At 47.4% G+C, this 20,872-nt stretch carries 25 protein-coding genes; 11 read left to right on the plus strand and 14 right to left on the minus strand.

What is annotated here, in order from left to right; translation table 11 throughout:
* Positions 1 to 313: 313 nt before the first annotated feature.
* Together DEV76_RS12175 and DEV76_RS12180 are read right to left on the minus strand one after the other, a co-directional pair.
* A complete protein-coding gene (locus DEV76_RS12175) occupies positions 314 to 682 on the minus strand; it encodes a pentapeptide repeat-containing protein (RefSeq protein WP_109698199.1) in 369 nt (122 codons plus the stop codon).
* A 157-nt stretch (positions 683 to 839) separates the two neighbouring features.
* Positions 840 to 1,166 (minus strand): hypothetical protein, encoded by a 327-nt coding sequence (locus DEV76_RS12180; protein ID WP_109698200.1) that lies wholly within the window; start codon positions 1,164 to 1,166, stop codon positions 840 to 842.
* 329 nt (positions 1,167 to 1,495) lie between these two features.
* On the opposite strand from DEV76_RS12180, the gene DEV76_RS12185 reads away from it, so the two are divergent.
* The 4 genes from DEV76_RS12185 (at position 1,496) to DEV76_RS12200 (ending at position 6,495) form a co-directional block, all read left to right on the plus strand.
* Entirely contained in the window at positions 1,496 to 2,608 is a 1,113-nt protein-coding gene (locus DEV76_RS12185; RefSeq protein ID WP_109698201.1) for an ankyrin repeat domain-containing protein, read from the plus strand.
* Between the two features lie 389 nt (positions 2,609 to 2,997).
* The gene (locus tag DEV76_RS12190) at positions 2,998 to 3,774 is read left to right on the plus strand and encodes a hypothetical protein (protein ID WP_109698202.1); all 777 of its coding nucleotides are present in this window, start codon (positions 2,998 to 3,000) and stop codon (positions 3,772 to 3,774) included.
* A 415-nt stretch (positions 3,775 to 4,189) separates the two neighbouring features.
* A complete protein-coding gene (locus DEV76_RS12195; protein WP_157962858.1) occupies positions 4,190 to 5,599 on the plus strand; it encodes a S41 family peptidase in 1,410 nt (469 codons plus the stop codon).
* A gap of 119 nt (positions 5,600 to 5,718) precedes the next feature.
* A complete protein-coding gene (locus tag DEV76_RS12200) occupies positions 5,719 to 6,495 on the plus strand; it encodes a hypothetical protein (protein WP_109698204.1) in 777 nt (258 codons plus the stop codon).
* 72 nt (positions 6,496 to 6,567) lie between these two features.
* On the opposite strand, the gene DEV76_RS12205 is transcribed toward DEV76_RS12200, so the two are convergent.
* Positions 6,568 to 7,257: a porin family protein gene (locus DEV76_RS12205; protein ID WP_109698205.1), complete on the minus strand. Its 690-nt coding sequence runs from the start codon at positions 7,255 to 7,257 to the stop codon at positions 6,568 to 6,570.
* A 193-nt stretch (positions 7,258 to 7,450) separates the two neighbouring features.
* Here DEV76_RS12205 and DEV76_RS12210 point away from each other — a divergent pair, with 193 nt between their 5' ends.
* Entirely contained in the window at positions 7,451 to 7,888 is a 438-nt protein-coding gene (locus tag DEV76_RS12210) for a thrombospondin type 3 repeat-containing protein (RefSeq protein ID WP_198652051.1), read from the plus strand.
* Position 7,889: 1 nt separating this feature from the next.
* On the opposite strand, the gene DEV76_RS12215 is transcribed toward DEV76_RS12210, so the two are convergent.
* Complete coding sequence (locus DEV76_RS12215; RefSeq protein ID WP_109698207.1) at positions 7,890 to 8,300, minus strand: ribosomal maturation YjgA family protein; 411 nt, start codon at positions 8,298 to 8,300, stop codon at positions 7,890 to 7,892.
* 191 nt (positions 8,301 to 8,491) lie between these two features.
* Between DEV76_RS12215 and DEV76_RS12220 the strand changes: the two genes are divergently transcribed.
* Positions 8,492 to 9,283 (plus strand): DUF2231 domain-containing protein, encoded by a 792-nt coding sequence (locus tag DEV76_RS12220; protein WP_109698208.1) that lies wholly within the window; start codon positions 8,492 to 8,494, stop codon positions 9,281 to 9,283.
* Positions 9,284 to 9,291: 8 nt separating this feature from the next.
* Here DEV76_RS12220 and DEV76_RS12225 read toward each other — a convergent pair whose 3' ends face one another.
* Entirely contained in the window at positions 9,292 to 9,909 is a 618-nt protein-coding gene (locus tag DEV76_RS12225) for a hypothetical protein (RefSeq protein WP_109698209.1), read from the minus strand.
* Positions 9,910 to 9,970: 61 nt separating this feature from the next.
* Positions 9,971 to 10,339, minus strand: coding sequence for a hypothetical protein (locus DEV76_RS12230; RefSeq protein WP_157962859.1), 369 nt, complete (start codon positions 10,337 to 10,339; stop codon positions 9,971 to 9,973).
* Between the two features lie 156 nt (positions 10,340 to 10,495).
* Between DEV76_RS12230 and DEV76_RS12235 the strand changes: the two genes are divergently transcribed.
* Complete coding sequence (locus tag DEV76_RS12235) at positions 10,496 to 10,792, plus strand: hypothetical protein (protein ID WP_157962860.1); 297 nt, start codon at positions 10,496 to 10,498, stop codon at positions 10,790 to 10,792.
* On the opposite strand, the gene DEV76_RS12240 is transcribed toward DEV76_RS12235, so the two are convergent.
* Both DEV76_RS12240 and DEV76_RS12245 read right to left on the minus strand, forming a co-directional pair.
* Positions 10,789 to 11,229, minus strand: coding sequence for a YqgE/AlgH family protein (locus tag DEV76_RS12240; protein ID WP_109698212.1), 441 nt, complete (start codon positions 11,227 to 11,229; stop codon positions 10,789 to 10,791). The two genes, DEV76_RS12235 and DEV76_RS12240, sit on opposite strands and share 4 nt — an antisense overlap.
* 24 nt (positions 11,230 to 11,253) lie before the next feature.
* Positions 11,254 to 11,919, minus strand: coding sequence for a DUF4272 domain-containing protein (locus DEV76_RS12245; protein ID WP_109698213.1), 666 nt, complete (start codon positions 11,917 to 11,919; stop codon positions 11,254 to 11,256).
* A 61-nt stretch (positions 11,920 to 11,980) separates the two neighbouring features.
* Between DEV76_RS12245 and DEV76_RS12250 the strand changes: the two genes are divergently transcribed.
* Positions 11,981 to 12,325, plus strand: a complete 345-nt coding sequence (locus DEV76_RS12250; RefSeq protein WP_109698214.1) for a DUF488 domain-containing protein — start codon at positions 11,981 to 11,983, stop codon at positions 12,323 to 12,325.
* Positions 12,326 to 12,367: 42 nt separating this feature from the next.
* On the opposite strand, the gene DEV76_RS12255 is transcribed toward DEV76_RS12250, so the two are convergent.
* Entirely contained in the window at positions 12,368 to 12,835 is a 468-nt protein-coding gene (locus DEV76_RS12255) for a DUF4265 domain-containing protein (RefSeq protein ID WP_109698215.1), read from the minus strand.
* 60 nt (positions 12,836 to 12,895) lie between these two features.
* Here DEV76_RS12255 and DEV76_RS12260 point away from each other — a divergent pair, with 60 nt between their 5' ends.
* Positions 12,896 to 13,693, plus strand: a complete 798-nt coding sequence (locus DEV76_RS12260; RefSeq protein WP_109698628.1) for an aminoglycoside phosphotransferase family protein — start codon at positions 12,896 to 12,898, stop codon at positions 13,691 to 13,693.
* A 175-nt stretch (positions 13,694 to 13,868) separates the two neighbouring features.
* Positions 13,869 to 15,335: an IPT/TIG domain-containing protein gene (locus tag DEV76_RS12265; RefSeq protein ID WP_198652052.1), complete on the plus strand. Its 1,467-nt coding sequence runs from the start codon at positions 13,869 to 13,871 to the stop codon at positions 15,333 to 15,335.
* 64 nt (positions 15,336 to 15,399) lie between these two features.
* Here the strand turns inward: DEV76_RS12265 and DEV76_RS12270 are convergent, their stop codons facing one another.
* From DEV76_RS12270 to DEV76_RS12290, 5 genes are read right to left on the minus strand one after another with little or no spacing between them, the layout of a single operon-like run.
* Positions 15,400 to 16,092, minus strand: a complete 693-nt coding sequence (locus tag DEV76_RS12270; protein ID WP_109698217.1) for a GNAT family N-acetyltransferase — start codon at positions 16,090 to 16,092, stop codon at positions 15,400 to 15,402.
* Between the two features lie 14 nt (positions 16,093 to 16,106).
* Positions 16,107 to 16,949, minus strand: a complete 843-nt coding sequence (prs, locus tag DEV76_RS12275; protein ID WP_109698218.1) for a ribose-phosphate diphosphokinase — start codon at positions 16,947 to 16,949, stop codon at positions 16,107 to 16,109.
* Positions 16,943 to 17,503 (minus strand): RNA 2'-phosphotransferase, encoded by a 561-nt coding sequence (locus tag DEV76_RS12280; RefSeq protein WP_109698219.1) that lies wholly within the window; start codon positions 17,501 to 17,503, stop codon positions 16,943 to 16,945. The genes prs and DEV76_RS12280 overlap by 7 nt, the downstream gene beginning before the upstream one ends.
* 12 nt (positions 17,504 to 17,515) lie before the next feature.
* Positions 17,516 to 19,030, minus strand: coding sequence for a nicotinate phosphoribosyltransferase (locus DEV76_RS12285; protein WP_109698220.1), 1,515 nt, complete (start codon positions 19,028 to 19,030; stop codon positions 17,516 to 17,518).
* A 2-nt stretch (positions 19,031 to 19,032) separates the two neighbouring features.
* Positions 19,033 to 19,710 (minus strand): NUDIX hydrolase, encoded by a 678-nt coding sequence (locus DEV76_RS12290; protein WP_109698221.1) that lies wholly within the window; start codon positions 19,708 to 19,710, stop codon positions 19,033 to 19,035.
* Between the two features lie 310 nt (positions 19,711 to 20,020).
* Between DEV76_RS12290 and DEV76_RS12295 the strand changes: the two genes are divergently transcribed.
* The gene (locus DEV76_RS12295; RefSeq protein ID WP_157962861.1) at positions 20,021 to 20,872 is read left to right on the plus strand and encodes a geranylgeranylglycerol-phosphate geranylgeranyltransferase; all 852 of its coding nucleotides are present in this window, start codon (positions 20,021 to 20,023) and stop codon (positions 20,870 to 20,872) included.

Below are 20,872 nucleotides of genomic sequence, written 5' to 3' on the forward strand. Positions count from 1 at the left end.
TGCTTCAAAAAATCGTCTGATAAAAAATCCTCTGCTTTCATTATTCTGTGTAAAGTTTAAAAGTAAAAAAATCGGAGCTCTTACGAACTCCGATTTTCTATGTTTACACAGTTTTTGTTATAGTGTCGTGAGATTAAAAAGCAAAACTTGGATTTAACAGCTCTATTGTAGACTTCATTTTCTATTTAACCTCTAAGAAATTGTCAGCACTGATACAAAATTGAAAAAGTCTTTGTAAGTAAGGTTCAACATTTCTTCCTTTTCCGCTACACAACCCGATAACAATTGATCATCAATTTGTTGTCGGGTTTTTTTATTTCCAGTCCTCATCTTTGAAATTGTCGTCAAAATCGTTCTGGCCCACTGTAACTCCATAAAAGTCGTTTCCGATGAAGACGAAATTTTTGATAGATGCGCCTTTAAATGCAATTCTGTCTACTAAGCAATCTTGTATAGCAGCATTTGTTAAGTCTGTATTTCTGAAGTCAGCACACTTCAAACTACAATTTTGGAATCGGGTATTTTGAAGATAACTTCTAACCCAAGAGGTGCTATGGAAATAACATTTCTCAAAAACAGCGTTTGACAAATCCAATTCATGAAACTCATGATCGTCCAGATCCAATTCAATGAAATGGCGTTGCCCCTTTTTATAATGCAAAAGGAATTCGGATAGGTTCATATTTAAGTAAGTTAACAATGCTTAAATGATGGCAAAGATAATGTCCGTCAAATCCCCAAGTGTTCAAACAAGCTCTCTCTCTAAATAACCCGATAATAATTGATCATCAATTTGTTGTCTGGTTACTATTTTTTATATTTAGATGAAAGTTTAATCTTTAGAAATCTACTTCCCCTAATTCAATTTCCCCAACCTTATATCCCAATTCCCTGGTTGCAATTTCTTTTATCGATTTAACCCAAACTTCCCATTCTTTAGTGTCCATAAGTGCGGTAAAGTGAAGCCCTCCAGGTTCAACAGATGCAGTAATATGCTTTTCATTTTCATTGAAACTAAACCAATACGGAATACCTCGTTCGCCATTTTCGCCACCTGTCCCGTACCCAAGCCAATTTTCAAGTCGCGCATAGATTAACGGTACTTTATCCCAAACCTCATTAGGTGCTTCATATCTGATATTTAAGATCATTTCTTGAAGTTCCATTGTTGTAGAGTTGAATTATATAAATGTAAGTTATGAATACTTTATATTGAATGGAGTAAAGTGTCAATCACCTTTTTCAAGACGCCGCCAATCCTAAAAATTGTTAAAAGAAGCTTTCCTCCTCACTTCAATCAGAAAACTTTTAGTACGCCAGGGAGCTTTTTTGTTTTAGTAATTTTATCCATCATGAATCAACGTGGAAAAGATTTCTTAATGAATTAGATGCAGTTGGTAGCAACCCTTATTTGGAGTCTTTTAAAAACGCTGCAGGCACACGCCACATTTAGTTAATCAGGATTTACTTATTTTACCTTCGCAAAATTCACCCTATGAACTTTTTAAAAAAATGGTTCGGCAAAGAAAAGAAAGATGAGCCACAGGAGCCAGCATTAAACTGGATAGCACCTACACAAAATCCCTGGGGTATACAGCTACTGGATCTGCGGCCCATAACAAAGAATATGCTGGCCACCTCCACCGACCCTCAGTGCGCTACAAATGCTGTTTCTTACCAGGCCGAGGATGGATTAACTTTTATTGGCATGCAACCGGAAGACAGCACTGAAATTTCATGCAACATTACCATTCCCATCGATACTATGTTGGCTCCCGGCGTATTATTCAATCCACAAACCATGGAGCATAAATGGGCAATATATTACTACCAGAACACCTTGATTTTTGTAAGGAGCTGGCAAAGACAGGTATACATTACCGCCCAAACAGCTCAAGTGGATAATGCCCTTGTAATTACATCGATAAAAGGCAGTATTAATAATGAAAGCGCCGCGTTTACACGAAGGCTGGTGAAGTATTTGTTGATAAGCTACTGCATTGAACAGGTGGTGCCCGCTCCCTTACCGCCCGAATTGGCTGATTCACCGAATGATGCAGCCCTGTGGGCGTTTTCTACCTATGGGGATATGGCTGAGGTAGGTGTTTTTGATGAAAGTTTCGACCCACCTGTGGAGCAACCGTTGCGCTCTCACTCACTCCTGCATATCGCAGTGGCCAGAGGGGATTTTGAAGAAATTGAAAATCAGGTTAAAAACGGACTTCCTTTACATCTGCTGGCTAACGACGGCCTCACGCCTTTGCATTGGGCTATTGCGGTTGAAGAAACGCTGGTGCTGGAAAAACTCCTGACGTTGGGTGCAAACCCCGATGCTCCATCTGCAGAAGGTGCTACACCGCTCATGAATGCCGTGCAATACAACCGCGTCGCACACTTAAACCTGTTGCTGCATGAAGGCGCCAATCCCAACGCTACTGATAACCGTGGTTTCACCTCCCTTCACAGGGCGGCTGAAATGGGGCACCTCGAAGTACTGCAAATATTATTGAAGAATGGAGCGAATAAGGATGTTGCAGCCCACGGGCACACAGCGCTATCGCTGGCAACCGAACGGGAGCATCCTGATATTATAAGTGCATTGCAATAACCCTTTCTTCTTTACTTTAGATTTCACACATGGGAATTATCTCCTGCATACGGGGCTGGAGATAATTCCCATGTGTTTCATAGCTTAGTATTTTTCCATTAATGTGCCCGACACAAAAGGGCAAGCCAACAGGCCTGGTAAATTATCATTGCAGAAATTAAAATTGTCAATCGCAGATACAGGGGGATAAAGATGAAATCCCCATATACCCCAACTTTCGAAATCCTCTAACTCCAGTAGAATCTGCCTTCGAAATTATCCAATACCACTTCCATTGCTATTTGACAATAGTTAATTCGTAGTAAATCAGCATTAAATATCCTCCAATCCACCCCTGAACCCCATTTGTACGTCTTACGTATATTCAACGACAACAAAATTTTTTAGTAATGGCAATTTTAGATTCCATGATTCCATTTACCGGTAAAATCGGTAATATGATCTCTTACAAGCGCAACGGTAAACACTGTTTGCGTAGTGTGCCTGAAAATGTCAGGCAAACTGATAACACGCGCCGCGCTGCAAAGTGGTTTGGCGCTGTAAGCCGCAAGGGTGCCCTTATCCGGAGTGCCATCACTCCCGAGCTGGACATTTATCCCGACAGCTACCTCGTGAACCGGCTGAACAGCTACATTATGAAGGCAGGGAGGAATAACCATGCCGGCCTGAAGGATTTCCGGTTCAATGGCTACGCCGGGCTGGAAAAGTTCTTCCCGCAGCCGCCTGTATTCTCTAAAAATGGCACTATGCGCATCCGGGCGCAGCGGTTGAAGGCGTATAAAAATGGCAATAGTATTGCAACGCAGATGGAGGTAAAACTGATTGCCTCCCGCATCGACTTTGCAACCCGCAGCATTACCGGTACCAATGCAGTAGTGATGACCATCGACCTGGAGCAGCCTTTCAACGGTGCAGATATGTCGATAGAAGTACCCGGGAAAGGAACACTGCTGGTAGTGGTACAGGTAAGGCTGATTGGAGAAAATGGTGCTGTCGGTGACCGGAAGTGGTTTGCCGCCGATATCCTGGCGGTTGTAGAAGATCAGCAACCCGAATTATCCCTTCCCCAAGCCCAACCTCAAAAGAAATTATCCGCAGTACCTGCGAAGGCTACCCGCAAAGCCGCTTCTTCTCAAAACCAGAAAACGGTCATCCAACGGGAATAGCGTAGCGCCATTACTGAATATTTTGTTGTAAGAAGCTCATTATCAAACAATACGGAACCCCAATCTAAGCGGCAGGCCCTTCCTTCGCCAGCCTTACCTATGGGCAGCAGGCGCCCAATCCTCACTTTATATGCCTGCTACATGCTATACCTCACCTGCAACACAAATCCACATCACCTGCACATCACCTCCGCATCAAGTCCACCTTATCGACTCATTTACTTAATAGTTACTACGTAGGTAATACGGAGTTAATATCTGGATACTAGCTTGTAACTGCATTGAATATCCCTTTTTTATGTTCCCATTAACCCCTCAATAAGGCTCTACTTGCATCTTTGTAGATATTCCACTATTTTACTTTCAGCAACCAGGAAATAGCCATAGTGCCAACATCCACCGTATTATAATGTTTATGAAAAAAGTCATTTTAACCCATCTGGCCGTAGTGTTTACCTTACTGTTAACGGCCATGGCAACAAAAGCCCAGTCCGATAGCTGTAACTGTACGGAGAATCTGAATAAAACCATCCGGGAAACCGAAGCCAATTACGCAGGTTATCCCGCAAAAGTGAATGCCACTTACAAGCAGCTGGTTACCACCCTGCAATCAAAAGCCGCCTCGGTTGCTGAGCCTAAAAAATGCTTCTATCTCATTCGGGAGTATGTGAAATTCTTCAGGGATAAACACTTTATCATTTCTTACTCCAATCCGAAAGACTTCGATAGCGTTGTGACCCCGTACTCCGGAAAACCTGTATTGCCAATTGAAGGGATTTGGATGAGTGCCGATAGTTCCACCAAAATCGCTATTCAGAAATCGGCCAACGGCACATTTGAAGCAGTCAAGTATGAATCATCTGCCGATAACTTCCCTAAAGGCTTTGTTTATTTTACATTAACACCCAAAGGGAGCCAATATGTAGTGAAGAAGTATGATGCATTTGTGAGCACCGATTTTCCCGCCAAACAAACCGGGAACCTGCTGCGGATATGGAACCATGCAGTGTGGGGGAAGGTTTTTCCAAAACAAATGACGGCAGCAGAATCTGCAGAACTCGCTACCTGGAAGAATAATAACAACGGACTCGCTTTCAAAAAAATAAACAGCGATGTAAGCTACCTGAAGGTGCCGAGTTTTTATAATAACGACAGCAGGATCCAGCAACTGGTAGCTTCCGCAGACGCTGCCATCAGAAGTACCAGATACCTGATCATAGACCTGAGAGGTAATGGCGGCGGGAATACGGGTTGGGTTAACTTACTCCCCTATATTATGACGAATCCCATCGTTCAGCCATTGGCTTTGCTCCGTGTAACTCCCGCCAATGTTCAACATAAACTGCCGGAACTGGAATATTTTGTGAAGAACCCTATCGACGCCGCGTATAAAAAGTATTTCCCGGATGAGGTGCTGAACACCTACAAGAAGGCGTATGCGGAACTGCCCGTTACCAAAGAACAATTCTATCCCATACCGGCAGTTACATTTCCGCTGGATAGTATAACCAAACAACCTGTTAAAGTAGCAGTGATAATTGATGGCTTTTGCGGCAGCTCCACCGAATATTTCATTTCCATGCTTCGCCAAAGTAAAAAGGTAACCACTTATGGTGCAAACACCATCGGCATGATGGATTATGAAGGCATGTCGAATCCAACCGCGTTACCTTATAGTAAATTTATTCTTACAATTCCTATCGCTAAATCCAGCTGGACGGATACCAGGCCAATTGATCAAACTGGTTTTGCGCCGGATGTACCGGTGAGGCTTCCTGAAAGTGAATGGATTGATTTTATCGTGAGTGATTTGCCGAATAGATAGTGGAGTAACCTGATTCACCCGGGCTTAATGGGACAAACCCCAGATGTTATTTGATGTAGAAAGTTGTGAAGTAGGTTAGTTAGAATGATTTGTATAATTTCTGGCAGAATATACCGACAATGAAAAATATCCTTGTACTTATCCTTTTGTCTTTATCCTTCAATCTTTCAGCGCAGGATAAGCAAATGTTCAAAGCAGTTAAAATTGACGAAAAGACAAAACTGGTTGGGATTTATTCTGATTTTCAGAACAGGAAATATGAGCAGTGGAGTTTTCTCATAGATGACCCTGCAGCAATAAGGCAGGCATTAAATGAGCTTGTGGTTGGGCCAGAGGTAACAAATATGTTCGAGATAAAATCATTTCACGTGGTTCTTGTTCAGGATAATAAAGATGTTATGGCCTGGATGATTCACCCATCTTTGAATTGTGCTTCTTATGACGGGCATACTTATAAATTCGATCTAAGGAAGCTGGAAAAACTCTCGAAGAAATATCCTGCTAAGTTCAGAAGGGAAAGTATAACCTTTTCTTCTCCAAAAGAATACAATCAATTTTTAGCCAGGCAAAAAGCAGGTAGTAATTTCCTGTATTCTGATAGCCCAATGTTTGAATACGAAGGCAGCTTTGAAATACAGTTCCCCAGAAACAAAAAATTCTCCAGTCCTAAAGCGATTAGCGAATATTTGACCCCGATTATCCAAAAGATTGTTAGTGAGAATGAATATAGTATCAGTTATGCGCTGAATGAAAAGAATTCAAATAATCAGGATCAATTTACCATGGAGATTGCCGGTAGCAAGAAGCTATTTGAAAAGCTGAAGCTGGATGGATTGCAAAAAAAGAACTGGACTTCAACGAAAGAGATCGGGTATTTTTACTATGGTAGTAAATGAGTCAGGAGGATATATTCCCCGGACCTGCCTGGAATGGCCATATCCTTTGCGGAGTTTTTATACTTAGGAACCTTAATTTATTTCTCCCCCAAATAAATACCCCACACTAACGCCCCATATCCTGCTTTTCTGAGACAACCAGGGATGCGGCTCCACATCCGTCAATCCGAGGTGGTAACTGCCGCTGATAATTACCCCTGCATGCAGTTCATAACCTAATGTAAACCCGGCTGCAGCATTGAAGGGCCGGAGGTATTGTTTGTGTTTGATGGCGGCATCGTAATCCCGCTGCTTATCAAGGAAAATCACCTTTTCCTCCGGAGCTGTGTAATTCACATAAGTTCCATTCACCCGGCCTTTTATACCATATGATACTACAGGCCCCACACCTGCAAAGAGCTTCCCGGCACCGAGGGGGTATTTAAACAGGAAATTAAGCGGCAAATCTACATAGTGATACCGCGTTTTGATGTGGGCATCCAAAGGGCCATCGGCCGGACCGGGCACATATCCATCCGCATTAAACCCACGGCTGGAATATAACAAAGCGGGCTGAAGGGAGAAGTATTCCCCAATTGCCGCGTCCATCACAACGCCGGCATGGATACCGTTTACGGAACTATAGCTAAGGCCTTGCTGGTAATAACCGGTTTCCATTTTAACACTGGTATGATTGTAACCGGCTTTAATACCAAAACGGATCTGCGCCCGGGTGGCCAGTGCGATTGCTGATAAGATCGTGAGGAGTAAAATTCTTTTCATGGGAGAAGGGAAGTTTAATATCCATGAAACGTGTCGGTATTTCGAATGTTACCGGCGTAATATTAAGTTAACATAGCTGGTATTTTTTGTATCTTCCAATACATGCATCAAACGGATGCCCGTTTGTAACCTGTGCGTTTAGTAAACCCGGAATCCCTGATTTTTATACACCCTTAATACTATCACTATGCACATGTCAAAAATCCTCCTGCCGGCAATATGCCTGCTGACCCTTGGTTATTTTGTTACAGGAAAATCCCATTCTGCCAGACAATTAACAGCGCAGGCTGCACGCATCGATTCTGATGGAGATGGAGTGGCCGATGCGCAGGACAGATGCCCCAATACTGCTGCCGGTGTATTAGTGGGTCCAAACGGTTGCCCCATTTCCGGCCAGGGCGGCCCCGGAGATCTTGATGGAGATGGCGTACCGAATGAACTGGATCAATGCCCGGGAACGCCTGTTGGTGCTACGGTAAACAGTATTGGCTGCACCATTCCCGGAGGTGGTAACCCCGGCACCGGAAGCCCGGAAGATCTGGATGGCGATGGTGTACACAACGATTATGATGAGTGCCCCAATACGCCTGACGGGGTCATCGTTCATGCCAATGGCTGTCCCATAGACTGATTTATTTACCCACCGGTGGCGGAGCCGCTGCCGGTGCCTTTTTCCTGCGGAAAAACATTTCCACTCCCACAGTTGCTATAATCCCCAGCGTATAGGCAATAATATCCTCCCAGGCAAAGTAATTACCGATGATGATGTTGGCAGCGCGCGAATGTGCCAGCCCCAGCAGCTTCACGATATTGAAATACTGCGCAGTTTCCACGAGATAAGAGAATATCAATACCCCCGTTGCCACAGGCACCACGCCCGCCTGCAGAAAGCTCCTCACAAAACAATATATCAATACCACCACCAGGAAGTCTCCCACGTAAGGCCGCACGAAATCATCATGAACATACAGGGCTATCAATACCTCCACCAAAAAAATCAATACAGTAAGGAAAAAGTAAAAACGGCTGAAACGGAATTGCATAGGTAATCTTTAATTGTAGCCAAAGCACTTAATTCACTTTGTAGTGCAAAGTAAAGTGATTAACAGCAGTAAACCAAATATCCGTGGCGGGAGGAGGGAGGGTGTTGGAATGCGATTTGATCCTCAACCGGTAGTATTCCGCCGTCTGCAGGAACACTATTAATGTTAACAACCATATCAAAACTCCGCATATGAGAAGCAAAGCAAGTATCAACGGCCATTCGCTGCATCCCATGCTGGTCTCTTTCCCCATTGCCTTTTTCACCGGCACACTCGTTTTCGACCTGCTGGGCTGGGCTACGGGTAAAACTTTCTACACCGAAATTGCCCCGGTTCTCACTATTGCAGGGCTTATCACTGCATTGGGCGCTGCCATTCCGGGAGTGATCGACCTGATGCATACCGTTCCCCCAAAGAGCTCCGCGAAGCAGCGGGGTATTAAGCACGGGCTGGCGAATGTAGGCGTATTACTGCTGTTCGGCATTGCGCTGTGGTACCGTATGCATTGCGATACTCCCAATACGGCCATCATCTTATTGCTGGAAGTGGCAGGAGCCGGATTGTTGTTGATAGCGGGGTGGATGGGTGGTACCCTGGTGAGCCGTAACCAGATTGGTATCGATCACCGCTTTGCCAACGCAGGGAAGTGGATGGAGTTTCACTTCACATCAGAAAATGGGCGTGTGGAAATAACCGGGCACCAGGTATTGAAAACCGATCAGATGATGCTGGTGCATGTGGATGGTAAAAGAATCGTAGTGGCTAAAACGGAACATGGCTTTGCGGCTTTTGATGATCATTGTCCGCACAGAGGCGGCTCCCTTGCAGGTGGTACCATGATCTGCGGTACGGTACAATGCCCATGGCATGGCTCGCAGTTCGATGTGGAATCAGGGAAAGTAAAGGCCGGTCCGGCTAAAGCAGGTATTCCTGTGTACGCACTGCAACAGGTGAATGACAGGCTGTATCTCCAGCTTCCCTGATGGAGTGATCAACGCCTTCTTTTAGAAATGTTTTCATGAACCCAGATGGCTTCCTGCTCGGGAGAGATGTCGTCCGTTTGGGAGATCATCCGGCTGAAAGTGTCGCTGGCATTGTCGTACGGCTCGCTTTCATCGAAGTAGGGCCCGGCAACGCCCAGCATCCAGCCAAATTTGGAGGCCCGGTTTGGGGCATGGGCTTTAAAGCGGAACACTTCATAATGCACAAAATGCTCATTCTTTCCGTCGAAATCGATGGTCACCGTTTGCAGGTGCTCCATTTCATCGGGGATGGCATCCAGCTCGGTAGGGAACTCCAGCCAGTTGGCGAGATGACTTTCTGCGGCCAGTACCCGTGTCAGGTATTGTTGCGGGAACAGGTGCTTCCGGTCATAACTATGCAGCAGTTCGTACGCCATAATACGGGTCATCTTATTGGCGGCGTAAGGAAGTACATCATGTGAGTCTAACTCCTTCCCGTTTTTGAGTTGTTCGTGCAGCACAGCAATTCTGTCGTACCGCAGTTTCACCATTTTCCGGTGATATGCATATACCTTCAGATAACGATAGCCCGCGAAAGAAAGCAGTAATACGAACAGGGCGCCTAAAATGATAAGAAAGACTGTCATAAGCTTTGGTACAAGGGATTGTAACAAGTATACGATAAACGGGGGTAGGAATCAAGGGGAATTATGGCTGTTTTTCGGGCTCTTTACGGGTGCTGTCTGCCGGTAGTATGGAAGGGGCCGCCACCTGGGTGGTGTCGCGTGTTTTGCCGGTCAGCAAACTATCGGCCTGCATGGCGGTAATACGGGTTGCAGGGGCCGATGTTTCCTTGGTGGTATATTTTCCCATCTTCTCCATATCCTTCCTTTCCTTCTTACTCCAGAGGTTTTGCGGATGCTTCTCCCGCCGGAGCCCGTCTTCGAACCTCGATTCCGCACCCATCCTCGGAGGCTGGTATACACGCTCCTTACGCTCAAATGCGCTCCGGAAACCACCGCCACAGGCCGATAACAACATGGCAGACAGGACGGTTAACAACAGGAAAAGCCGCATGGTAAAAGATTTGGGTTATGAAGCTGATATGGTTACACTGCCTCTTATAAACGCGGTACTGCCTCCGGCTATTGTCTGGGTGCCGTAAAACTATGGACGCTTAGCTATTGATTTTCAGATATTTTGTAAATTATTATGCATTTAAAAATGGTCCTGATGTTGTTGAAATTTGCACATACCGAATACTATGATACGGTAAGCGCTCAACGGATCCGGTTGTTTCCTGCTGCGCAGGGCAATCAGTTCATCTGGGAAGGAGACGGGTGGGAGAAGAACGGGGAATGGCAGATAGAAGCGCGTGAGGGTACGAACATCCTGCATGTGGGGTTTAACTATGCGCGGGAAGAAACGTACCGGTTAACGGTGCTGGATGAAGAAGCGGAAGGGATTGGTGCATTCCGGCTGAAGAATGAAGCGGGGAAGGAGTGGACTTTCCATCCTGTTGTGCATTAAAACAGGGTAGCTGCTTCCAGTATCTGCCAGCTGCCTTCTGCTATCTCTGCTTCCAGCTCCCCGAAATCCCAGCCGCAATACCCGATGAAGATTTTAAGGTCCTGTTCCGTAAGGGTACCGTTGTTGATCAGCCGTATGGTGGTTTTGAAATCACCGCCAAGAAAGTTACCTCCGCCTGCTTCCGCGCCATCGGGGATAAGGTCTGCCCTGCGGTGCAGGAAGTAAAGATGCTCCCGGTCTACCGGGCCTCCCAGGTGCAGGGGGAATGCTTTGCCGTGCCTGAACTCTTCCAGCTCATTGAGCCTCCGCGGAAAAGGCTGGTTCACCACGAAGCCCATGGCCCCTTTCTCATTGTGCTCGGCAATGTAAATGACGGTTTTTTCAAAAACGGATCCGTCCAGTAATCCGGTGCTGTGCAGTATGGTACCAGGACTCATACCCTAAAGGTAAGACGCATTTTGTCAAGTGGCAGTACTTGTATCATCCCATCCTCTAAAACCGTTGAATTGCCGGAGCCAGTTTAATACGTAGTGCCTTTCATAACTCATATTCACATCTATGGTGGTCCCTGGTTCAAGGTTGAGTACATAGCATTCGCGCAGGTAAGCGGTAACGTATTCATTCACCATGTTTTCATCATACACTACCGCCAGGTTCCGGAATTGCAGATCTTTCAGGAACCAATCCGTACTGTCGTAAATATCCGGCATGGTATCTACGAATTTTTCAACAACATGGTCAGCATCTTCCCCGTCTATTTCATACAACCCGTCAATAACACGGAGTGCCCAGCCGAGTGTAATGGCAGCTTCTATCCGCCACGATAATCGAATGCTCTCATTTTCACCGGCTTCCGGTGCTACGAGGTACGCTTTCTCCGATGGCGATACATCGTTCCATAACCCTTCCCGCAGAAACCAATCGCGGGTATGGGTACGTTCTCCCGGATGGGTGGCTGCATATGCAATACCATAAAGAATAATGAGGCGGCGCCCTGCATCGAGGGGGCTGCGGTAGTTTTCCGGGGAATAGTCCGGGTTGTAACGGAAGGTATCGTTTAAGATACCAAGCGAGCGAAGGCGGATGGCGATTTGCTGTTGACGGGCTAAGCGTTTATCGGCAGGCATAGGGTAGGAATAAAGAATTAATTTAATAAAAACTTTTCCCTTTCCCGCATGTTTTCAAAAGATGATCAGAACAAAACGTATTTATGAGCCTCCGGCGCCTGAGGATGGTTTCCGGATACTGGTAGACCGCCTCTGGCCGCGCGGTATTAAGAAAGAAACGGCCCGGATTGATTTATGGGCTAAAGAGGTGGCGCCTTCCACGGAGCTGCGCCAATGGTTTCATCACGATGCAGGCCATTGGGAGGAGTTCGAAAAGCGCTACCGTGCTGAGCTGAAGGCCTCTGCTGCCGTAGATGCCCTCCTTGCGGAGATCCGTAAGCATAAAGTGGTAACGCTGCTGTATGGTGCCCGCGATGAGCAACATAACCAGGCTGTTGTGCTGAAGGAATTACTGTCTAAGCACTAATCACCACGCACAATCTGCGTATCATTACGTATTTTTCAGCAATCAGTATTGATGTTGTGCCGAAAGGCAGGGCTCGGCATAATCGAGGATATTGCCAAAAGCATAATCATCCAGCTGGCGCTTTACCTTGTTGTAATCGACATGCACGGGCACGTCCATTACAAAATATCCAGATCCTGTAGTGGCAGTTTCACAACCCAGATCCTGGAATATTTCATGGAGGGTAGGCGCATCATTTGCATGGTCCATCACAAATACCTGGATGGTTGAATTGCCCGAGGGGGCGAGCATACGCCTGAATACGAGTACGGCATCCGGCCTTTCCGCCGTGGCCTGCACAATGTCTCCTTTTGCGAGGCCGGGTGCATATAACGGAATGCCGGCGATGCGGTAAAGTCCTTTCGATGCGTCTACTGGCAATGCCTGTACGGTTTCTGCAGTTTCATCGCCCGTTACTTCGCTGAGATAATACAGCAGCAGGGGCACCTGTGGCATTTGCTGATCTTCCATTCGTTTGGGTTTATGGCGGCAAATTACATTATTGTACAAACACAGCTCAATTTTATACGTATGGATTTGGAAAAATATCTGACAGTTTGGGGATTACAACGCGATGGGGAATTATTGACTACCCATAGCAGCCACTTATTACCGGTGCTTTATGAAGGCAGACAAGCCATGTTGAAAGTGGCTGTGGAGAACGATGAAAAGCTCGGTAATGAAGTGATGGTATGGTGGAATGGAAACGGGGCTGCGCATGTATTACGGCACGATGAAGAAGCGCTGCTCATGGAGCGGGCTACCGGCACAGGATCTCTCTCGGGAATGTCCCGCTCAGGGAACGATGATGTGGCCGTAGAGATACTTTGTGCTACTGCAAAGCGCCTTCACAGTATAGATCAGCCACCGCCGGATGGTATGATACCGATGGAACGGTGGTTCCGGGATTTGTTCCTGCACGGGGAAAAATATGGAGGCGTTATTGCAGAAGGTTTGCGGCTGGCACGCAGGCTGGTAGTGGAAGAAGTGGAGAAGTGCGTGCTACATGGCGATCTGCATCATGATAATGTGCTCGATTTTGGAGAGAAAGGCTGGCTGGCCATTGACCCTAAGAAGCTTTATGGCGACCGTGCATTTGATTACGCCAATATCTTTTGTAATCCGGATCAGGCTATCGCCGGAGACACTGGCATTTTCCTCGAGCGCCTACAGTATATCAGTACCACCGCAGGCATTAACCGACACCGCCTGCTGGAATGGGTGCTGGCATGGGCAGGCCTGTCTGCCGTTTGGTTCCTGGAAGATAATATGAAGGCCGATATTGATCTGGCCGTTGGCGCCATGGCACTTGCAGAATTGAATAAATAGTGCAGTTGAGTCACTTTATCCGTCATTTTATATAACCGGTTGTAACAATTTACAGGGAAGCCCGTTTAAAACATTAATTTTGCACCGCAGCATAGCAGTTCCTCACTGAAGGGATTGCTATTTTTTTTTGATGCTGTCAAAGCTGAAGAGTGCCCCAAACCCAAAAATGCCTAACATGAAGCGAAACCATCTGCTAGTGATCATCTGTATGATGTTAACCACAGTACTGTCCTGTAAAAAGAAGGACAAGGTAGAAATTGACCTCAACAATGCCAAAACCCCTGAAATCACAGGATTCACCCCCGGGCATGCCGTGCCGGGCACAACAGTTACCGTAACCGGTAAAAACTTTTCTACCAATATCCCGGAAAATGAACTGCGGCTGAATAATGAACGGATGTGGGTAAAAACGGCCACTGCCACAACCCTTACTTTTGATGTGCCATTTGCCGCTACTACCGGTAAGCTGAGCATCACCATCAACAACAAAACATTTACTACTACCACTAATTTTACGGTAGATCCGATTCCTGTAGGTATCTCCACCATTGACCCGCTGGAAGGGCCTTTCGATACCGAGGTTACCATTTCCGGAAGAGAATTTCCCGCTGATCCGATAGTAACCATCAACGGGGTAATTGCCCCGCGTGTATCCTGGAGCTCACAGCAGATCAAATTCAAAATCCCTTACAATACCGGCCTTACCAAGCATAAGATCAAAGTAGAGGGTGATGGTAAGAATTACGAGTCTGCCCAGGAATTCACCGTTACTGCTCCCGGTAAATATGCCAAATGGACTGAACTACCACCTGTTGGCAATGCACCCACTACCAACTACTTCCCGCATGGCAATGCATTTGTTCATAATAAGAAAGTATACTGGGGTTTTTCTGCAAAGTTGACCGGTGGTAAGGATATAAGCTATGGCGTGTTCGACCCTGCTGACCGTGGCAAAGGATGGCAATTCTTTTCAGTAAACGGCCTTCCGGAAGGTCTGCAAAGTACATCCGTAAGTGTACTGGGAGATAAGATGTATATCGGAAACGGGATTCCCGTGCCAGAGAATAGTAAATGGTGGTCATTTAATCTCCTCACAAAAGTGCTCGAACCTGTAACCCGGTTCCCTGCGGCGCAGGCTTCCATGGGCATTGCCTTTACTTTTAAAGGTGTTATGTATGCAGGCAGCGGATTGGGAGATAAGGATATTTATGCTTTCAATCCTGCTAATAACGGTACCTGGACCAAAGTTGTGGACGATCCCTATGCACAGATAGATGGTGGTAATGTTGTGGTCCTGGAGAATGAAGTGATAGTAGGCAGAGCGCTGAAAGCGATGATGAATGTGAGGGAGGCTGTGTATAAATTCAGCATTAATAACACTACTCCACAATTAACCCAGGTGGCTAACATTCCGGATGGGGGTCAGGTACCATCTCAAAGGATGCCTGCTTTTGCCCTCAATGGGAAAGTATATTATGTGATCAATAAGAGAGTATGGGAGTACGACCCGGCACGTAACGCCTGGCGTATGGTGATAGAGGATCAGATAAGCCCACTTATCCGGCACACGGTTGTGATTGATGGTAAGTTGTATGCCTGGACTGCCAGAGGTGTGTTCTACGAATTCAGCTTTCTTCCATAACCCTGTTTAAAGAAGTTGAAAGAGAAAGGCGCCGCATGTTACATGCGGCGCCTTTTTTATGTGGTTACTTTTTAAAAAGCAGATGGAAAGATATTTCCCGCCTTGTTCGGAAACCCAGTTTCTCATACAGCCTGATGGCTCCTGTATTATGCCCGGCCACATGCAGGAAGGGCGTAATTCCTTCTTCGCGCTGTCGGTTCACCAGTCCTGCTATCAGCTGGCCGGCATATCCCCGCCCGGTAAAATCAGGATGGGTACAGATGGCGCTTAGCTCAGACAATCCGTTTAACCGCATGCGTTCCCCTGCAATAGCCACCAGCTGTCCGTTTTGCCGGATGCCCGTATAACGGCCCATCCTGTAGGTTTCGGGCATGAAATAGCCCGGTTGTACCAATTGCACCAGCGCATACATCTCACCGGCATCTTCCGGCGTAAGCTGTTGGATGGAGAAGGAAGGATCTGGCGCATCCAGCGGAGATTCACTCACCATCTGAAGGCACACCAGTTCTTTACGGACTTCCCAGTTATCCTGCAAAGGAGGGAGGCTGCCGATCAGGAAAAAGGATTCACCTGCAGTCAGCAGTTCATTCAGTTCCTTACCACTGGCTGCATCGGGTTGCGCCAAGGCTGCAAACGGTACCACTTCCGGGAAGTACCTGGCTGCATTTCCCGATTTCCCTGCCAGGTGGCGCTGCACACTGTTGAGGGCATGCCAGGCAGGGTTATCGAGCAGGGTAAAATCAGGTTCGTTGTGCATAACGCAAAGATACGTCAGGAGAAATACCGTTCCACCGGAAAGCAATGAACATCAGGTACTTCGCGGAAGGAATCGGTTGTGTAAATTTCATCTACATTTTCGATGGTAGTGCCTTTACTAAAAATGCCATGACTCACTGCGAGTATTACGCGCGCAGCTCCTTTTTCTTTCAGTAGTTTGGCCGTACCGGCAAAAGTGCCGCCCCCGTCACAGATATCATCCGCAATGATGCAGGTTTTTCCATTCAATGTGGTGGCGTTGGTTTTAAATCCGGATAAGGCGCCTGTATGCACATCCCGCTCCTTCATACATTCCACGATATCTGTAGTGCCAACATATTTGGCGAGGGAATAGATCTTTTTCAATGCACCGCCGTCGGGGGATACGAGGGTTATTTGTTCCCCGGGCCGCTGTTGCTGATAGTGATCCAGCACATCTTTCATAAAACGGTGGTTCTCTACGGCATAAGCACGGTCTACCAACGCAGTGGTTACTTCGGAGTGCGGGTCAAAGATGCGTACTTTCCGGAACTGCGCCTGGTTCAATACAGCTGCAATCACTTTCAGGGAAAAGGGTTCTCCCGGGCGCATCACCCGGTCCATTCGTGCTGCGGTGAGATAAGTAATATCTGCCCGGATGTCGGAAAACTCCAGGTGAGAAAGGGCCTGTTGTGCAAACAGGAGCAGCAGCAGATCGTTACCATCATTTAACCGGGTAAGGATGCGTACCGGCGTCTGCCTGTCCTGATCCGCAATAGCGGAAGCATTGATTTTAAGATGCGGCTGCCCGTCGGGGAAGCGCATCGTTTCTACCGGTATATCCGATTTATCAGGGTGTATGAGGTGAAGCGTCAGCATGGTGTTGCATTAAAGGGTTCGAGAAATTGCGGTGGCACGGCATCAGTAAGCCAAACGCCATTGTCGCTCAGATGAAAAACATGTCCCTGCCTGTGCATGTCGCCACTGCGGACCAGCAGGATTACCGGTTTGCCTCTGCGTGAACCTACCTGTGTGGCGGTATGGAGGTCTGCACTGAGGTGTACGTGCATGCGGTCCATTTTTTGAAGCCCGCCGGTAAGGATGGGTTCCATGAACCTCTGCACCGTACCGTGGTACAGGATATCGGGCGGTTCTACCGCCGGGAGGTCCAGCGATACTTCCACCGAATGCCCCTGCGAGGCCCGGATGGCCGACTGGTCGGCATTGAGTGCAAAGCGTTGTTTGTCGTTGGTGCGTACGATCTCCAGCAGTTCTTCACGTGAGATCTTTTTACCTGCGGCAGCGCACTTATCCAGCAGTTCAGTTATGGATGCCCATCCCTGCGGATCAAGCTGCAGGCCTATCTTTTCTGGCTGGTGGCGCAGGATGAGACTGAGGAATTTACTGTTATGTTTATGTGGGTCGGAAGACATTTTCTTTTGGGTTTAAGCCAATATTTCAGCGGCCCGTGGTTTTAGTTCCAGTTCCAGGTTGGCCTGGATGCGGGCGCGGATATCGGCGAGGGTATATTCTACGGTAATTGTGCCGTCGCGGAAAACAGTCTGCAGTTCTCCCCGGGCTTCTTCTTCCCAGGTGCACTCGTCTTTCATTTCCAGCTTGCCGGTTTCGGGATTGATGTATACCTGTAACAGTCCTTTGGCGGAATTCTTGGTGCCATCGTCTGTTTTGGGAGCTTTGAAGATGTTGCGGCCTACACCGTTGATTTCGCCATAGGTTGCTTTCATGGCGAAGCCGAAGGTGTCGCGGGTTACGTATTCGTAAGTAAAGGAACCGATACCCAGCACTACGTTGTAGCTGGCGAAGCCTTTTTCTTTCAGGCGTTCCAGTATGGCTTCCTGGCGCTCGGTGGTAATACTGTCTCCATAAATAAGGCCGATGTGACCATCCAGCAGTTTAAAGCCGCGCGGGGTAATAGTGCCGCCGAATATCTCCCACATGCATTCGATAGCGCCTTTAAATTCAGGTGTGCCAACAGGAGCGTCAGGATCTCCGGCAATGATTTTTACCGGGTCGCCACTATCCGGACGAATCACCACTTTCCCATCACGCGCCAGTATTTTCTCTTTCAGTTGCGGGAGGAAGTCGGTGATCACCTGCCAGAAGTCCCAGGTATCACTCACAATGGATACGATACCTGCCGGGTATACTTTGGTGATGAGCCTTTCGAAAGTGGCAATCTCACCATCTTCCGTGCCCATACACATTACACTGTGCTCTGTGGCTGGAACAGAGCCGCCTACCAGCTCTTTGGTGGCATCAGCCCCGTAATACTGTTCCAGGAAGTCGATGGCAGGAATGGTATCGGTTCCGGCAAAGCTCAGCAGGTGACCGGCCCCGCTCATAAGAGCGTCTTCAATTCCACTCATGCCGCGGAAAGAGAAGTCGTGCCCCTGCCAGGGAATGAAGCTCTTGTCTTCACCCACTGTTTCATCTGCATAGCGGGTAAAGGTTTTAAGATAACGGAATGCGGTGGTGGCGGAAGTGGATGGCTTCCAGAGCACGGCGCTCAGGAGTGTTTCCAGCATATTGGTGAGCCAGAAGAATTCCGGTTTGGTATTGCGGATGGTGAAAAACGGTACGCGCATGGGTACCAGGCTCCCTTCAGGCAATGCCTTGATCTCAAGAGGCAGGTATCCGAGGTCGTGCAGGTCGGCAATGTGCTGATAGGGGATACTGTCTTTCCCGAGGTAGTTATCCATACGGCGGGCGTATTGCGCCAGTACTTCATCTTTAGGCAGTCGGAAGAATTGCTCGTTGAACTGACGGATGAGGTACTCCTTCATGAAATACTGCAGTCCGAAGAAAACCATTTCGCGTATGTCGGCATCGCGGGATTTGCGTGGGGTTAGGTTGGAATATACAAGGGTGGTGCCTTCCGGGTACTGGAATTTGTGGCCCACTTTGTAGCCGTCTTTGAGGAGGATTGGAGCGATGTTCATAACTAAAGGTTTAAATGAAAATGCTGCGGTAACAGCTTTTTGTTGAAATTATAATAATCTGCAGGCCTGTTTTGGAGGCCTTCCTTTTTTTCGCCGGTGAGTTCTACAAAACCGGCATCGAGGATTTTACGGCGGAAATTGCGGCGGTCAATAGAATGACCGAGAATGCATTCATAAAGATCCTGCAGCTCGGGCATGGTAAAATTTTCATCCAGCAGTTCGAAGCCAACGGGCTGATAGAGGATTTTGGCACGGAGGCGTTCTTGTGCAGCAGAGAGTATCTGCCGGTGGTCGAAGCCCAGTACAGGAATATCCGTTACCGGGAACCAACGTACGTCGTTAGCCATTTTTCCTGCCACAGCTGTTAACTTACCCTGGCTTACCAGTGCAAAATGCGCTACTGATATCACCCGGCCCCGGGGATCGCGGTTGGGTGTATCGAAAGTATACAGCTGTTCGAGATAGATGGAACGTAGACCCAGCTTGGTATCCAGTATCCTGCGGCAGGCTTCTGCCAGTGTTTCTTCCAGCCCTACAAACGCTCCGGGGAGGGTCCAGCCATTTTTAAACGGGGCCTCTTTCCGGTTAAGCAGGAGTACTGACAAAGCCTTATCCTGGTAACCGAAAACCACCAGGTCGGTGGCCAGCGCCGGATTTTTATATGTATGAAATGCAGGCATTTTCCGTTTGCGTTATTTTGACACAAACAAAGACTATTTTCTTCATTTCACCAAATAATTCTCTCCGGATAAAACTCCACTGCGGTGAACGTGTTGTATAGATGAGAGGGATTGAGTAATTTTCGGGCTGATGTGAATGTATCACCTGTGAATGTTCCAATAGTTAGCATCAGAAATTTCCAATGAGTATCAGCCAGATCCATACCTACAACATTATCCTTGCATGAAAACGTGTGTATTATTCCTTAAGTTGATCCGGTGGCCGAACCTGATTATTATTTTTCTTACGCAGTGGCTTTTTCAATACTGTGTGATCCGTCCATTATTACTGGAAGCCGGTCTTCAGCCACAGGTAGGCCTCTCAGAATTTATCATGATTTCAATGGCGTATATGCTGGTAGCAGCCGCGGGGTATGTCATCAACGATTATTTTGATTTGAATATTGATACGGTGAATAAGCCCGATAAGGTATTTATCACCCGGGGCATCAGCAGGGGCGGAGCATTGGGAGCATATGGCGCGATGAATATTGCTGCCATGGTGCTGGCTGCATTTGTCAGCCGTTCCCTGCAAAGCTGGGCACCTTTGTATTGTATCCTGGGCTGCGTGGTGCTGCTGTTCGGATATTCTGCTTTCTTTAAAAAACGGTTCCTCATCGGTAACATCCTCGTTGCGGGTATTTCTGCTTCGGCCATGCCGGTACTGTCCCTTTCTGAAGCAGGGGCAAACGGACTGTTCCCCGAAACCTTACGTTATATCACCCTTTATACTTTCATCTATACCGGCTTTGCATTCATTATTTCTTTTGCACGCGAGCTGGTAAAAGATCTGGAAGATGTGGAGGGCGACCGTCAGTATGGCGGCCGCACCATGCCCATTGTATTGGGGGCACGTACCGCACATTGGATTGTAGCAGGCAGCCTTTCCTGTGTGATCGGTGTTATTGCGGCGCTGCAACCCTTCCTTTGGGCACGTGAGGGCGCTACGCCTATGCTGTCGCTGTATTCCATTTGTCTGGTCATGCTTCCGCTGGCATGGATACTCCGGAAAGTATTCGGCGCCCGGGGCGGGAAAGATTACCATCAGCTCAGTACATATATCAAGCTGGTGATGCTCACCGGTATATTATCCATGTTATTTATCCAGTTCATGATTCTCTGA

Origin of the sequence: Chitinophaga deserti (genome assembly GCF_003149455.1) — a bacterium.
In the GTDB taxonomy this organism is placed as follows: domain Bacteria; phylum Bacteroidota; class Bacteroidia; order Chitinophagales; family Chitinophagaceae; genus Chitinophaga; species Chitinophaga deserti.

What these genes read in the sequence shown, in the direction of transcription:
- DEV76_RS12220 (WP_109698208.1), top strand. Translation starts at nt 8,492, where the DNA reads ATGAGAAGCAAAGCAAGTATCAACGGCCATTCGCTGCATCCCATGCTG.
- prs (WP_109698218.1), bottom strand. Translation starts at nt 16,949, where the DNA reads ATGCTGACGCTTCACCTCATACACCCTGATAAATCGGATATACCGGTA.
- DEV76_RS12250 (WP_109698214.1), top strand. Translation starts at nt 11,981, where the DNA reads ATGATCAGAACAAAACGTATTTATGAGCCTCCGGCGCCTGAGGATGGT.
- DEV76_RS12235 (WP_157962860.1), top strand. Translation starts at nt 10,496, where the DNA reads ATGTTGTTGAAATTTGCACATACCGAATACTATGATACGGTAAGCGCT.
- DEV76_RS12265 (WP_198652052.1), top strand. Translation starts at nt 13,869, where the DNA reads ATGAAGCGAAACCATCTGCTAGTGATCATCTGTATGATGTTAACCACA.
- DEV76_RS12200 (WP_109698204.1), top strand. Translation starts at nt 5,719, where the DNA reads ATGAAAAATATCCTTGTACTTATCCTTTTGTCTTTATCCTTCAATCTT.
- DEV76_RS12240 (WP_109698212.1), bottom strand. Translation starts at nt 11,229, where the DNA reads ATGAGTCCTGGTACCATACTGCACAGCACCGGATTACTGGACGGATCC.
- DEV76_RS12245 (WP_109698213.1), bottom strand. Translation starts at nt 11,919, where the DNA reads ATGCCTGCCGATAAACGCTTAGCCCGTCAACAGCAAATCGCCATCCGC.
- DEV76_RS12195 (WP_157962858.1), top strand. Translation starts at nt 4,190, where the DNA reads ATGAAAAAAGTCATTTTAACCCATCTGGCCGTAGTGTTTACCTTACTG.
- DEV76_RS12190 (WP_109698202.1), top strand. Translation starts at nt 2,998, where the DNA reads ATGGCAATTTTAGATTCCATGATTCCATTTACCGGTAAAATCGGTAAT.
- DEV76_RS12260 (WP_109698628.1), top strand. Translation starts at nt 12,896, where the DNA reads ATGGATTTGGAAAAATATCTGACAGTTTGGGGATTACAACGCGATGGG.
- DEV76_RS12280 (WP_109698219.1), bottom strand. Translation starts at nt 17,503, where the DNA reads ATGTCTTCCGACCCACATAAACATAACAGTAAATTCCTCAGTCTCATC.
- DEV76_RS12185 (WP_109698201.1), top strand. Translation starts at nt 1,496, where the DNA reads ATGAACTTTTTAAAAAAATGGTTCGGCAAAGAAAAGAAAGATGAGCCA.
- DEV76_RS12175 (WP_109698199.1), bottom strand. Translation starts at nt 682, where the DNA reads ATGAACCTATCCGAATTCCTTTTGCATTATAAAAAGGGGCAACGCCAT.
- DEV76_RS12285 (WP_109698220.1), bottom strand. Translation starts at nt 19,030, where the DNA reads ATGAACATCGCTCCAATCCTCCTCAAAGACGGCTACAAAGTGGGCCAC.
- DEV76_RS12205 (WP_109698205.1), bottom strand. Translation starts at nt 7,257, where the DNA reads ATGAAAAGAATTTTACTCCTCACGATCTTATCAGCAATCGCACTGGCC.
- DEV76_RS12210 (WP_198652051.1), top strand. Translation starts at nt 7,451, where the DNA reads ATGTCAAAAATCCTCCTGCCGGCAATATGCCTGCTGACCCTTGGTTAT.
- DEV76_RS12255 (WP_109698215.1), bottom strand. Translation starts at nt 12,835, where the DNA reads ATGGAAGATCAGCAAATGCCACAGGTGCCCCTGCTGCTGTATTATCTC.
- DEV76_RS12225 (WP_109698209.1), bottom strand. Translation starts at nt 9,909, where the DNA reads ATGACAGTCTTTCTTATCATTTTAGGCGCCCTGTTCGTATTACTGCTT.
- DEV76_RS12290 (WP_109698221.1), bottom strand. Translation starts at nt 19,710, where the DNA reads ATGCCTGCATTTCATACATATAAAAATCCGGCGCTGGCCACCGACCTG.
- DEV76_RS12215 (WP_109698207.1), bottom strand. Translation starts at nt 8,300, where the DNA reads ATGCAATTCCGTTTCAGCCGTTTTTACTTTTTCCTTACTGTATTGATT.
- DEV76_RS12180 (WP_109698200.1), bottom strand. Translation starts at nt 1,166, where the DNA reads ATGGAACTTCAAGAAATGATCTTAAATATCAGATATGAAGCACCTAAT.
- DEV76_RS12270 (WP_109698217.1), bottom strand. Translation starts at nt 16,092, where the DNA reads ATGCACAACGAACCTGATTTTACCCTGCTCGATAACCCTGCCTGGCAT.
- DEV76_RS12230 (WP_157962859.1), bottom strand. Translation starts at nt 10,339, where the DNA reads ATGCGGCTTTTCCTGTTGTTAACCGTCCTGTCTGCCATGTTGTTATCG.